Source organism: Rhizobium sp. AG207R (assembly GCF_027109195.1).
GTDB classification, from domain to species: domain Bacteria; phylum Pseudomonadota; class Alphaproteobacteria; order Rhizobiales; family Rhizobiaceae; genus Rhizobium; species Rhizobium dioscoreae.
On sequence record NZ_JAEPVT010000003.1, the window covers coordinates 550,168 to 564,742 of the forward strand.

A 14,575-nucleotide genomic window follows, 5' to 3' on the forward strand; every position below is an offset into this window, starting at 1 on the left:
TCATGTCCATGTCGGTCTGGTCGGACAACGATCGCGGGAACTGAATGGCGCCTGCCCTGATCAGACTAAGAGGAGGGCAAAAGGGGTCAGCTAATGCTTGCTGCATTGAGCGGAGAACAGGTTTTTCCGCCTTCTGACGCCAGCAAACCGGAGGCCGAATGCAGAGGAACTCAAATCCATTTTCGGTCGCTCGGCTGTACAGCCGCGCCGATGACAGCGAGACCGCGTACCGAACTGATTAAGCGTTCACAAGGCGAATTTCGTAAAATCGTTTCAGGGAGAGATATCCGGCATGGGGCTCTTCATGAGGTCACGGATATTCTATTCTGAAAATATGCGCCGATACTCGTCCCTCATTCGCTTACCAAGCAACTTTACCACAGGGTTTGGTAAACGCTCACCGGGAGACAGATGCTCGATAAACGAAACTGATATCAACTCGCTCAATGGATCATTTTGGCTCGAAAAATTCTCTTCCAAATATGCGAGAAAGCTTTTGATCCAATGGCTTTCAGGAGTTTTCTCAACAAGACGGCAATAATCCGCCATCAACAAATGGGGTAAAATTTCACCACTGTTGTCGCGCAAATGCTCTGACAATATGCCTTCGAGTGGTTTAAATGTAAAAGCCAGTCCAGCCGTAAAGGCAACACATATAGCTGAGGTCATCATCTGCCCTTTAACGCATTTTGAAGATCTCCGATTATGTCTAGCGCGATTTCCCGATCAACCGCGAGAGCATTAGGAGTATTTTTGATCCAATTCTCGAGACCCTTAATCGTTTCTTGAGCTTTAATTACATGCGACCGCCCGTGAACTTGCTCGCCTGACGCAAGTTCATAGCGAACGGCGTCACCCAATGTGCCATCGCCAACTCTGTTCGGGTTTGTGACTCCCTTATAAACATTATCAACCAAATTCTCGAGTTTAGGATCGACCACTTGCGGTTTAGTTGCCGCCGTCTTTGGGACACTGGTGCCAATAGTTGCGGCCCTCTGCGCTGCCGCCACATCATTGTAGATAGCTCCGTTCGGCCCCGCAATAACGACATTGCCTGCATCATCGATGACGCGAACATATCCCGTCGGTAGGCCACCAACGTCATTTGCTGCTGCGCCGGCGGAGGCTAGCGGTCTGTATCCAGCAGGTACGACGACGCTGGTGCCATCGGATGCGATAATCGTCCGCGTACCCGCTGTACGTGCCGCAGCAGTTGCCGATTGCTCCAGTTCGCCAGCGACCTTCGTTGCGGCACCAAGAGAAAGAACACCTCCAGCCGTGCTCGTGCAAGCCACGGTAACGGTGCAATCCAGCAGTTCAGTAACGGCATTGGCGCATGCGGCGCTATTAGCCGCGCAATATGCGTAAACCTCCGGGCCAATGGTTACGCCAGCCGCGACAAGCACCGACAAGGCAGCCACACCATTTACTATTGCCTGGTGTGTGGCCAGCGCTTTCTGATACTGGGCGCTGATCTGATCAGCGGCGCCACGGCCAGCCGCCACATCACTGAGTACGCCAAGCAGCAGGGCATCAGGCGTGTTGATGGTGCTCGTGCCCAGCACACGAGCCTGAAGCCCATATTCCTGATCGACAGCGTTCTGCAAGTCCTGACGACCCGAGACGCAGGCCGCGCTTGTGAAGGATGCGGCGCAGGCGCTTACAAGTGCCGCATTATTTTCATCCGAAAGCTGCCTGTAATAGGCCGTGCTGACGTTCAGATTACTCTCAAGTTGCGCCAGGTCTTGGCCTGAGCAGCCTTCACCAAGTGATGCTTTGCAATCGTCAATCTTTTTGAGGAGTTCGCCGCGCTCTTTATTGGCTTCGTCAAGCTGCTCGTGCGTCAGATAATTATACTGATACTGCGCCGAGCCGTAGGACCCTCCTTCGCCGCCACCAACGGCGCCACCGACTACCGAACTGAGACTCGTCCCGATCGCTGCGGCAAGCGCTTGTTTGTCCTGATCCGATAAGGTGCTGTCCTTCAACATGCCCTTGACGAGACTTGCTATGGCAGGCGTCAGCAAGGCCGAGGTCGCAGCGCCGGCGGCTCCCTTCAGCGCTCCCTCCCAGCCATTGACGCCACCCAGGATACCTGAACCGATGGTATGGAGGAGTACTCGACCGGCGCCACCCTCCTTCCAGTAGTCCATTCCCGCCTGATCTCGGCTGAGAGCAGCTTGCTTGTAGAATTCGCTCGCAATATCCCCGACCAATCCCGCCATAGTGGCCTGCGCTGCCTGCAGATCTGCCTGGGTCTTGTACTGGTCACGCAGGATATGCTCGAGGTCCGGCAGACCGGGCAGCGAGGTGTTGGTGTTGTTGGTATCACGGCGGATCGTGCCGATGTCCTGCGCCTGGTGCGTGGGATCGGCGATCGTGATGCCGATATTGCCGCCGATGGCGGAATAGGCTTTGCCGGTCTCCTTCTCGCCAGCCTTGACGGGCGGAGCGATGGTGAGCCCGCTGGTGCCGATGCCACCGCCAAAGGTTTCGGCCTTCCAAGTCGAATGCGTGTCGATATCGGCGACCGTTAGCGTGCCGGTGGAGAAGGAGTTCTTGTCCGCCGTCGCCTGGCTGGTAATCAGCCCGCCGACAAGCGAGGTTTGACCGCTGACATCGATGTCGAGGCCACCCGTTCCGGCGTGAATGCCCGATTGCTCGGAGACAACAACCGCATCGCCCTTGGCCTTCTGCACAGTGCCGGAGACGCCGGTGTTGCCAAAGCCGATCTGGCCGGAGACATTGAACTGATCGGCTTTGGCCTTCTGCGTATCCAGCTGGCTTTCGATCGTTAGCAAGCGGGCATCGATGCCGACCGAATTGCCAGTTACCGTCGCCCCCTTCAGCGCGAGATCGTTCGTAACGATGGTGACATCGCCGGTGCCGTTCACATGCGTGTTCGTGTGGCTGGTGCCGGAGGTTTCCGAACCGCCCTTGCCATAGGAAGCGTTGACCCCGACACCGGTCTGCGCGCAGCCATTTTTTGTAGTGCAGCCGAAGTTGACGCCGACGCCGACACTCCAGGATTTGTTCGAGCTGGTCGAATCCGACGTGCCCGTGGCAGCATTGAGGTTGATGTCGCCATTCGCTGCCGACAGGAAGATATCGCCGGTCAGCGGATCTCCCGATATCGTCGGGATGCCGTTCCTGTCGTAACCGGCCAGGATCTGCGCACCATCGCTAGTGATGGAGCCCTTCTCGGCCTCTATGGTGATCGAGCGACCGGCACGGATGTCCGTCACGACTGGGGTGGAGGACGAGGATGACCAGGTGCTCTCCTGATGATTGATGCCGGCATTGATGCCGATACTGAAGGAAAGACCCTTGCCTGCATCAAAATTTTTCGACGCGGCCGTTAGGTCCTTATAGGCCTGATAGAAGCCGAGGCCGGCAATGGCCGTGTTGGTCACCGCATTGACGCCACCACTATCCGAAAGGCGCTCGGCCGAGTTCATGATGCTCTCAGCCGCCTTGCCGACCTGGCTCGTAACCGAGATGGTTACGCCGGCGAAGGTCTTTTCATGCACCTCCTGGTAATTGGTGAAGTCGTTGGCCGAGAGCAGATTGATATCGTTCTTGGCAAAGAGATTGACGTCCCGCTCGGCCGAAGCGCTGGTCGCCTGCAGGTTAACATTGTTGCCCGCCGAGATGTTGAGATCGCGACCGGCCGAAAGATTAGAGACCGCATTGGTATCGGACTGCTGCGCCTTGCTGTCCTTCGTCGACTGCGCGCCGATACCGATCGAGAAACCGCCATTGCCGGCGGAAAGGGCCAGGCCGAAGCCGGATTTCTTCTGCTGTTCTGATTGCGAGGAGCTTTCCGCGCCGGGAGTCACATTGACGTCTCGGGCCGCTGACAGATTGATGTCGCGATCCGCGCTGACCGACGAGCCCATGATGTTGAGATCGGTCGTCCTTGCCGTCAGGTTGACGTCCTTCCCGGCCGTAAGCTCTGATCCAACATTATCCGTGGAAGATTGTTGACCCTGCTTTTCGTTCTTGCCGTAGAGCGAAATGAAGCCGCCGCCGGAGCCGACGAAGAGGCCTGAATCCTTGCGCTTGCTGTCGGACTGGTGGTTTTCCTGTGCGCCGATAATGCTGACGCTCTCACCGGAAATATTCAGCGAGCCATCGGCATTGACCTTTGAACCGACGATGGCGGCGGCCTTGCCGGCATCGAGAGTGACATTGCCGGAGGCCGAGAGCTGCGAGCCGACAGTCGTCTCGTTATAGCCGTCAAAGCTCGAGCTGCCGCTGCGCAGGAAACCCTTGCGCTTGGCGCTGTCGTGCTCGGTCTCGGTGTCCTTGCCGGCCGTGACGATCAGATTGCCACCAGTCTGGACATTGAGATCAGCGGTATGAGTGTCATCACCTGCCGTCACCTTCGAGGCGGAGACCGTAGTGTCGCCGCCGGATTTGATCGTCACGCCGTCCTTGCCGGATAGTGACGAGCCAACCGCGGTCGTGGTCTCCAGATGTCCGGAAGCATTCTCCTTGGTCGAGCCGAGGAAACCGCTCTTCTTGCTGGAGCTCTTGACATCGAGGGTGGCGCTATCGGTCGCCTCGGCGATGGTAATGTTCTTACCGGCCTGCAAGCCCAGCTTGCCATCGGCATCCATCTTAGAACCGATGACGTTGATGTCGCTGTTCGACTTCGCGACCAGATCGCCGCCGGCCGTAATGCTCGAGCCGTTATGCGTCACCTCGGACGAGGAGTTTTTGCCGAAGGTCGAGTTGGACTGGTTCTGCGAGGTGGTGATGTTGATGTCGCCATTGGACGTCAGACCGACATCACCCTTGGCCGACAGATCCGAGCCGGAGATCAGAACACCGGTATTGGCATTGACCTGCAGGTTGCCGCCGGCGGAGAGCTGCGAGGCCTGCTGATCGGTACCCGTCGTCTTGGTGTAACCATCGTTCGTCTTGCGGGCGACATCGGTCGAGACGATGTTGATCGCTCCATCCACGGCCTTAAGTTTGAGATCACCACCGGCCTTGGCGGAGGAGCCCATGACATTGATGTCGTTGTTGGCCGCAATGGTGAGATTACCACCGGCGTTGACACGGGCGCCCGCCGCATTCTGCTGACCGCCATTGTCGACCTTGACAGTGGTAAGATTCACATTGGCGCCGGAAAGTTGGGCATCGCCACCTGCGGCGATCTTGGTGCCCTCTAAGCTCAGGGTACCGCCAGCGGCAATCTGCAGGTTTCCGCCAGCCGACACGCCAGCATTGGTGTTGACGACATTCTGACCGCCGAGGGTCATCGTCTGGGCGGCGAGCGTGATGCCATTGGTGGCATTGAGGTTCATGTTGCCGCCGGCCAGGAAGGTGCCGCTATTGGCCTTGATCTCGGTCGCATTGATGGTCATGCCATCTGCAGCAGCAATCGCACCGGAATTGCTGACGGAGCCGGCGTCGATGCTGACGCTATTGCCGGCGATGACGGCACCGCCTGCGTTGACCTTCGCCTTGTCAGCGGCAGAGAGATAGACGACAGGCACCAGCACCTGTGCGCCGTCGACAATCTGCGTCTGGTAGATCACCATCGACTGGGTCAGCGATGCAGCCTGCTCCGGCGTCAGAGCTTGCCCGAGAGCAAGCCCGTTCGCCTCGGCATAAGCGACGCCATTGTCGAGCAGCGTCTTCATCTGGTCGGTGGCATTGTTGCCAGGGATGAAGGATCCCGCGCCGAGGCCATCGCCCACCAGCTGCCGCATCTGCTCGTCTACGAGCTGATTGTCGAAATAAGCGTCGCCGAGGAAGGGAACCTTGGTCTCCGGCGTATAGCCAACCCGGTCGATGAAATAACTTGAGCCGTAGAACTTCGAAATGTCGAGGAAGGCCGCCCGTGTCTCGAAGAGGAAGACCTGACCTGGGACCGTCCCACCGACCCCGCCGGACTGCGGCTTCGCAAGCGAGGCAAGTTTCGCGCCATTGACCTCCAGGACCTGAGCGAGGTTTCCGCTGTTGCCGAGAGCAGCGGTGAGCTTGCCCATCAGGCTGTTAGGATTGATCGCAGCACTACCAGCTATCAGGGTACCCGAGCTGATCGAAGGGCTGCTTACGAGCGTCACGCCGTTGCTGCCCACCGACGCACCGACGGCTGCCGTCAGGTTGCCGCCATTGACGGTCGGGCCGCCGGCGATTGTTGTACCAGTACCTGTCAATGATGGACCACTAGCGACATTTGCGCCACCATTTGAGGTGAAACTGCCTAGCGCGGCATTGACATTGAAGAGGGCGCCGCCGGCCGTCATGCCGTTCAGGGCCGACAGAGGATCGTTCGGTGTCGAAGGTGCGCTAACGGCCGCGCCGCCGCCCGTCGAACCGAGCGACGTATTGTTGACCGTGCCGAAATTGAGGCTCAGGGCGCGGGCCGCCTTGAGCGTGCCAGCTGCGCCGCCGATAACCTGCGATCCCGACACGATTGACGTGCCGTTGGCGATATTGCGGGAAGGATCGGCGGTGCCATCGGCGTTGTAGGCCGAGCAGGCGCTCTGAGCGCTACAGGTCAGCGTCGTGGTGCGATTGAGAACGACACCTTCATTGATGAGCGTCGAACCGGTGAGCGACGCATTGCCGCCGGCTTCGATCCGGCTGTAGGAGTTTGTGAGGTTGGTCGCATCGACTGTGAGATTGCCGCCGGCGTGGATCACGGCCTCAGGACTGAGCGCACTGGTGAAGCGGTCTTCATAAACCGACTGCGATATGTTGGAGGTTGGATCCCATGTGTAGGTCGTGCTCGTATCCGAGCCATTGCGAACGACCTCATCAACAATGAAGTAACGCGAGGGATTGTTGGGATCGAGGATCGGATTGCCGTTGGCATCCTTAGGGACGCGAGCCTTGATCCAGTCGAAGATCGGCCGAACTTCGGTCGGCCCACTGCCGCTGACCCAGGTCCAGGCGTGATAGGAGGTGCCGTCAGCAAGGGTTGCGACCGAATACAGCAGCGGCTGGTAATCGGAAAACTGCCCCGGATCGACCCCTGCATAAAGCTGGAACATATTCTGATCGGTCGATTCCAGATAGGCGAAAGGTTGACCTGCGACTGCTGGATTGAGCACAAAGGTCCCGACAACGGCACCGGAGGAGACCAACTGACCCGTCACCCAGGTCGGCGTCGTCGATCGCCGGTTGGTAAGATTGCTGGTGAGCATCGACATGTCACCACCGGCTTGAATGAGGCCGGACACGTTGGTGACTGCCGCATTGCGCTGGCCGGTGGTCGCTCCCTGGATAGTCATCCCGCCATCTGCGAGGATAGCGCCCTGGTCATTGGTGAGCATGCCGCCGACGAAGAGGTTTGCGTTGTTGCCGGCAAAGACGAGACCGGACGGGCTGTTGTAGAAATCGCCAGCGACGTTGAAGGTCAGATTGTTGCCGGCCGCCAATTGGCCAGTATTACCAAGCGATGGCAGGTTCAGGGTCAGGTCATGGGCGGCGAGCAGCGAAGTACCGGCGGTGGTGGCAAGGCCAGCGGCCGAGATGGCGATGTCACCGGAACCGCCAGCATTAGTAACGGTGCTGACTTGCGCGTTGGAAAGATCGGCACCACCCGACAAATTGAGCGACAGGCCTCCGAAGACGAGATTGCTTCCCGAGAGATTGGCGGATGAGGCGTTGACGATCAACGTGCCGCCCGTGGCAATCCGGCTGCCCCTGCTACCCGAGAGATCGAGCGCCCCGGTATTGAGCGTCAGATTGCCTCCGACGCGGGTGGTGCTGGTATAAGCAATTGCGCCAGGGCCTGTAAGCGCGGCATTCCCCAGGCTCTGCAGGCTGTTGTAACCGATGTTCTGCGTCGCCGTAGCGGCAAGATTGCCGCCCGAAAGCAGCGAATTGGCGCTGATACTACCGCTCGAGGCCGACAGCGTCATCGCGCCCGTACGCTGCAGCATCAGGCTACCGCCAGCCGCAGCATGGGTGGCGGCAAAGTCGACGCCGGAGACCAGTGTATCGATCGTCATCGATCGAGCGGACAGATTGGCGTTACGGCTTGCAAGCGATTGGCCGGTGAGCGTAATCGCGCTACCCGCTGTGAGCGACAGATCACCATGGGCGACGGCGTTGGCGCTAATATTGTTCGCAGCGTTGGCCGTGATCGCCCCGGCAGCAAGCAGGCTGTTGAAAGAGATGTCGCCTGCCGTGGCTGTGAGCGTTAGATTGCCGCCCTGACCCAGAATGACATTACCGGCGCCCGATTGGTCCATCGCCGCGAAATCGACCCCGGCCGCGATAACGTTGCCGCTGACGGCAGATCCGGTCATCGAGACGTTGCCGGCGCCCAGGAGTTGGCCGTTGATCCTCACTGTGCCGGGACCGGTAGAAGAGCCGATCGCGACCGCACCGTGGCCCGTAATGTTGCCGCCCGTAAACGCGCTCGCGCCCACATTGAGATTGCCTGCGACGATCAGCATGCTGGCTGACGCACTTCCGGCGTTAATGGTCAGATCGCCGCTTGATCCGAGAGCGATGGCGCCGTTTGACGATCGCGCGGTGGCAGCGAAATCAACACCGGTAACTGCCTGGCCGAGTTGGACGGTCGAAGCGGAGAGCAAGACGGCGCCGGCACCGAGGAGCTGGCCCGAGACATTGACGCTGTCATTGGCAGTGAGGGTGATGTCGCCATGCCCGGTCACAGCGTTGGCCGTAATTGTGGTACCGCTGGCATTGATAACGCCGGCCGACAGCATGTTCTGCGCCGTGATGCCCGCAGACGCGGTCAGATTCATATCGCCGGCAGTTCCGAGGACTATATCGCCGCCACGAGCATTGGTGGCAGCGAAATCGACACCCGAAATCAAGACGGGCGCACTGATGCTGCCGCCGCTTATTGTGAGATTGCCCGAGGAAATCACCTGATTGGTGGCTGCGAGATTGCCGAAAATATCGACTTTGCCATGACTGGTGATGTTGGCAGCCGTTAGATTTGTGGCTGTTGCCGCGAAATCTCCGGCAGAAAGGATCGTTCCGGCCGTGATGTTGCCGGAGGCTGTCAGATTCATGGCTCCAGACGACGCCAGTACAATGTTGCCACCGGCGGCATTGGTGGCGGCAAAGTCGATGCCCGAGATCAGGGTTGGCGCACTGATGCTGCCACCATTGATGGTGAGGTCGCCTGCGGCCAGAATCTGGCTGCCGACATCGACATTGCCGGTGATGCCAACATTGCCGTGGCTTGTAACGCTACTCGCCTGGAGATTGGCCGTCCTTACCGTGATATCATCCGCCGACAGGACGGTTCTTGCCGTGGCATTGCCGGAGACGGTGAGGTCCGTCTTACCGGCCCCGCCAAGCACGATGTTTCCGCCGTTGGCCGCGGTCGCCGCAAAATCCACGCCGGAGACCAGAAGTCCGGCGTTGAGGCCAGCACCATCGATCGAGAGATTGCCGGCCGATAGGACCTGGCCACTGACGTCGACACGACCGCTGGTCGCCAGATCGATTGCCCCGTGGCTTGTGATGCTATTCGCGCTCAGATCGCCCGCCTGCGCGGTCAAATTGCCTGCCGACGATAGCGTGCCGATTGTGAGATTACCGCTAGAAACCAGGGATACACCGCCACTCGAATTCTGAACGATATTGCCGTTGGCAGCAGCCGTGCCCCTAAAATCTACACCGGAGACGATCGCGCCTGCAGCGATGCTCGGGCCTGAGATGCTGATGTTTTCGCCACCAAGGATTTGGCCATGGACGGTGGTTGCGCCGGCAAGTGTAATATCCTCGTGGCCGGTGACGGTATCGGCCGCCACGATCGCGGCATTGACGTCAATGGCGCCCGCGGCCTGTATCGTCGATGCAGAGAATCCGCCATTGAGCCGGGCGGTAAGATCCCCTGCGCGACTGCCTGCAATCGTCGCGGCTGGGCCAAGAACGATATTGCCGCCTGCTCTGTTGGTCGCGTCGAAGTCGATACCGGCGACGACAGATTGGGCTGAAAGGCTCTGGCCAGTGATCAGGATGTTGCCGGCGCCGAGAACTTGCCCAGCAATGCTGGTGACGCCATTAAGCGTGATATCGCCGTGCGCTGTGACAGCATCCGCGGTCACAGTCGCACCGCTGGCGGAAAAAGTACCGGCTGAGAGCAATGTGCCGGTCTTGATCGCACCGGTCGAAGCGAGCATCAGATTGCCGCTGGTCGTCTGGACGATGTTCCCATTGGCGGCTGCCGTCGCAGTGAAATCGACGCCTGACACAATGGCGCCGGCTTTGATGTTCGAGCCGGAGATACCGATGTTGCCGCCGCCCAGAATCTGCTGATTGACGGTCGTTGCCCCGGAAAGGATGATGTCATGATGACCGGTGATGGTATCGGCCGTCACAGTCGCGGCGTTGACGTTAATGGCACCGGCGGCTTGCATCGTCGATGCCGAGAACCCGCCACTCAACCGAGCCGTCAGGTCCCCGAACTGTCCAACAACGATATTGCCGCCGCCGGCGTTAGTTGCACCGAAGTCGATGCCCGCAACGACGGTCCGCGCTGACAGACTTTGGCCAGTGATCAGCACGTTTCCGGCGCCTAGGATCTGGCCGGTAACGCTAGTGGCACCCCCAAGTGTCACATCGCCATGCGCCGTGACGGTGCCGGCTGTGATGGTAGACCCGGCCGCATTAAGGCTGCCTGCCGAGAGCAGTGTGCCAGTATCGATGTTGCCGGCAGAGGCGAGCGTCAGATTGCCGCTTGTTGTCTGGACGATGTTGCCACTGGCCGCTGCAGTTGCCGAGAAATCGATACCCGAGACGACAGTCCCTGCCTTAATGCTCGCGCCGGAGATGCCAACGTTACCCCCGCCAAGCACTTGGTTCGCGACATTCACACCTCCGACTGCCGTGCCTGAAAGGCTGATATCCTGATGACCAGTGATTGAAGCTGCGGCGACGGATGCACCGCTGATGTCGATGGCACCCGCAGCCTGTATGGTCGATGCCGCAACGGCGCCATTGACGTTCACCGTCAAATCCCCGGTCTGGCCAAGGACGATATTGCCGCCGGCTGCATTGGTGGCATTGAAGTCAATGCCGGCGACAAGCGTCTGCGCCGATAGGCTCTGGCCTGAGATCAGCACGTTGCCGGCGCCGAGAATCTGGCCACTGACGCTGACGACGCCGCCAAGCGTCATGTCGTGATGCGCGGAGATATTGCCGGCGGACATCGATGAGCCGTTCGCGATGAGATCACCCGCAGACAACAGCGTTCCGGCGCTGATCGCGCCTGCGGTCGTCAGTGTCAGATTGCCAGCTCCCGTGGCCGTTGGACCAAGGGTGATGCGCCCACCCGCCGCATTGGTGGCGGCGATATCGACGCCGGAGACGATGGCATCGGCCGCGATGCTCGAGCCAGTAATGCCGACATTGCCGCCGCCGAGGACCTGACCAGTAATCTTGACGCTGCCGCTTCCGGCGGTCGGACTGGTGGCGCCGGTCAGCGTGATGTTCTTGCCGCCGGTGATCGCATCAGCAGTGATGGTCTGACCGGTGGCGTTGATCGCGCCTGCCGCCAGCACAGTTCCTGCCTGAACGGCGCCAGCGCTGTCGTTGATCGTCAGATCGCCGTTACCCGCCAGCACGATATTGCCGCCGGCGGCCTTGGTCGCGGCAAAATTGACCCCAGACGCAAGCAGACCGGCGCTGACACCATTGGCGTTGCCATTGATGGTGATATCGCTGGCTCCGAGCAACTGGTTGGTGACGCGCATGCCGCCGTCGATACCGACGTTGCCGTGGCTGGTGAGGTTGTTAGACTGCAGCAAGGAAGCCTGGGCCGTCAGGTTGCCGGCCGATAGCAACGTGCCGACAGTGATGGTGCCGGCGACAGCTTTTAGATCGAGTGCGCCGGCCGAACCTAGGACGATGTTGCCACCAGCGGCGTTGGTCGAGGCAAAGTCGACGCCGGACGCGATAGCGGTCGCCTGAATGCCAGCCCCGGAGATCAGGATATCGCCCGCTCCGAGAATCTGACCACTTGCGTTTATCGCAGCGTTAACGGTGAGCCCGCCATGCGAGGTAACATTGGCGGCCGTGAGCGAAGTCGCGGTCGCGGTAAGATTGCCGGCTGATTGAATATTCCCCGCCGTGATATTACCGGTCGCACTGGTGTTGAGGCTTCCAGCCGACTGCAGATTGCCAGTGGCAATCGTGCCGCCGGTTGCCGTCAGGCTTAAGTTGCCTGCCGAGCCCGCGACAATCGCGGGCGATTGCGCTGAGAGAACGACATTCCCGCCAGGATCGGCACTGGTGGCAGCAATATTGATGCCGGAAACAACCATGCCGGTGGAGATTGACTGCGCAGTGGCGCTGACATTGCCTTGCGCCAGGACATTGCCGGAAACGGCAAGTCTATTACCAGCGGTAAGAACGAGATTGTTGTAGCTCAATAGCGAGGCGGCCGAGATCGAGCCGGCCGAAGCGGTCAGAGTGAGGTCGCCGGTGCTATTGGCAGCACCAGCGATCGCGATATCGCCGGAAGTGGCGACAAGCGTCGCTGCGCCGTTGCCAGCGGTGACGCTACCGGCTGCAATGCCGCCGCCCGAACTCATCAGCGCGGTCGTCCCGCTGTTCACGTCGCCGGAGACGCTGAGCAGGCCGGCACCGTTCGCGAGCACAATATCGCTATCGGCGGCGACCAATTGCAGGGTAATGCCCTGGTCGGCCTGAACCTTGACCTTCTGTCTCGACGTGACCTTGGCGGCTGTGACCTTCTGCTTCGAGGTGATGGTCACGCCGTCGCGGGCGGAGGCATTGCCGATCGAGATCTTGCCGTCGGCGGACAGCGACAGTTCGCCGGCATTGGCGGCCATATCGCCGCTCATTTTGACGCCGGCGCCCTTTTCCGTCACGACGACCTTGATGCGGTCGGCCTGCATCGCGCCGAGCGCCGTGCCGTCGATCGCATATTCCGGCGTGCCTGATGTGGCGGTCAGCGCCGTCGCCTCGCCCGTGGCATAGTCATACTTGCTCGCCCCGCCCGTCAGGCGCACGGTCTTGCCATAGATCGGCGCGTTGACATGAATCTGGCGCGAGACGACATCGAACAGATCGACCGAGCCGGGTGCAGCCGCGAAATTGCCGCCTGCCCCTTCGAAGGTGACATCACCGCCATTGACGGTGAATCCTGTCAGGCTGCCGTCGGCGCCGATGTTGGGCACGCCGGTCGTCAACATCGCATGCGGCGTGTTGATGAAGCCGCAGCCCGCGCAGGTGATGCCGTTAGGATTCGCGATGATGACGTCAGCTCTGCCACCGAATACTTCCGTCGGGCCATTCAGAGCTGAGCGGTTGCCGCTGGTAACCTCGTTGAGGATGACCGAGGCCGGGTTCGAGGCATTGAGGTTTGGATTGCCTGGTGTCACCCCGCCGAGGTTCGAGATGCCTTGCTCACCTTTGAAGTTATTGAGGATCAGACCCTGTGTGCCGACATTGAAATTGTCGTATTTGTTGTGCGACAACCCGCTGGCGTTCGGTGTGACGATATCGATCAGCGGCACACTATTCGGGGCAGTACCGACGTGAGGCTGGTTGACTGCGGGTGCCGATCCGGCCGCAGAAACGGATTGCGCATTCGCCAGCATTGGCTGGAAGGTAAGCAGGCAGCTTAGAAGTGTCGCAGATAGTTGACGCAGGGCAGTGCCCAGGCGCCCGACACTTGCCTTGCCATTTTCGCCACTTGAAATACCTGCTGACGTCCTGGTCATCGCCCTTCCCCGTTAAACGCTTTCTGCCCGCTTCGGATTTCCGATCGACTACTTCCGTGGCGTCAGCCACGTCTTCACCTGCTTCATGAAGGTTTCGGCTAGTTGGGTCGCCACTGCGGTCTGATTGGGGGTGACGGCCGCGTTGATGACCATCGCGGGAATGAGTGCTAACCCATCCCCGCGGACCGTCATGTCGTTGGCGCGGATCTCCTGGGCCTGCGCGATCAGTTTTCCTGTGCGCATGTCCTCGAGGCGGACGGTTCCATCGATAAAGCTGTTGTTGCCTGCGATAATTCTGCCGGGAGCCGACGCCACATCCAGATCATGAAGGGTGACAATCAACCGCGCGGGAACATTACCCCCTGGATAGCCCTTCAGATCCTTTGCAAGTCTTTGCTGCAGGACACGCGACACAAGCGCGACCTGAGATTCCCGCGTGTCACCGTTCAATAGAGGTGATCCCATCCGCAGATCGGGCGCCGATTCTATGCGGACATCAGCGATACTGGCTGTGCTAAGTGCTGCGGTGAGGCGCGGATCTTGTGTCGTGCATCCGGCCACGACGGTCGAACTCACAAGCACAGCGGCAAACAGAACTCTGGTCACGCCGCGATGCCATTTTTTGCTATTTTCCTTCATCTGCTCACCCATTTCACCACCTCACTGAAGTACTTACGAACAGAAGCCCTGAGTCGCGGCGGTCGACCGTGCCGCCAAAGACATTCGAGTAACCCATATCGAAATTGAGATTGCCGCCGGCGAGCTTGGCCCCGACCGTCCAGCCGAGCATGTCGCCACCGGCGATCTGGTAGCGGGCCTGGCGTGCGATCCGCCCGTAATCGAGGCCGACATAGGGCCTCAACTCTCCGAGTATC

3 protein-coding genes and 1 pseudogene are annotated in these 14,575 nt (G+C 59.8%); all 4 read right to left on the bottom strand.

The window, feature by feature from the left end; genetic code table 11:
* Positions 1-321 precede the first annotated feature (321 nt).
* Positions 322-672, bottom strand: coding sequence for a DUF7674 family protein (locus JJQ51_RS10055; protein WP_269244676.1), 351 nt, complete (start codon positions 670-672; stop codon positions 322-324).
* Positions 669-13,700 (bottom strand): hemagglutinin repeat-containing protein, encoded by a 13,032-nt coding sequence (locus JJQ51_RS10060; protein WP_269244677.1) that lies wholly within the window; start codon positions 13,698-13,700, stop codon positions 669-671. The genes JJQ51_RS10055 and JJQ51_RS10060 overlap by 4 nt, the downstream gene beginning before the upstream one ends.
* A 48-nt stretch (positions 13,701-13,748) precedes the next feature.
* Positions 13,749-14,351, bottom strand: a complete 603-nt coding sequence (locus tag JJQ51_RS10065; RefSeq protein WP_233788620.1) for a hypothetical protein — start codon at positions 14,349-14,351, stop codon at positions 13,749-13,751.
* A gap of 1 nt (position 14,352) precedes the next feature.
* Positions 14,353-14,575, bottom strand: a pseudogene (locus JJQ51_RS10070) (ShlB/FhaC/HecB family hemolysin secretion/activation protein); the annotation flags it as partial.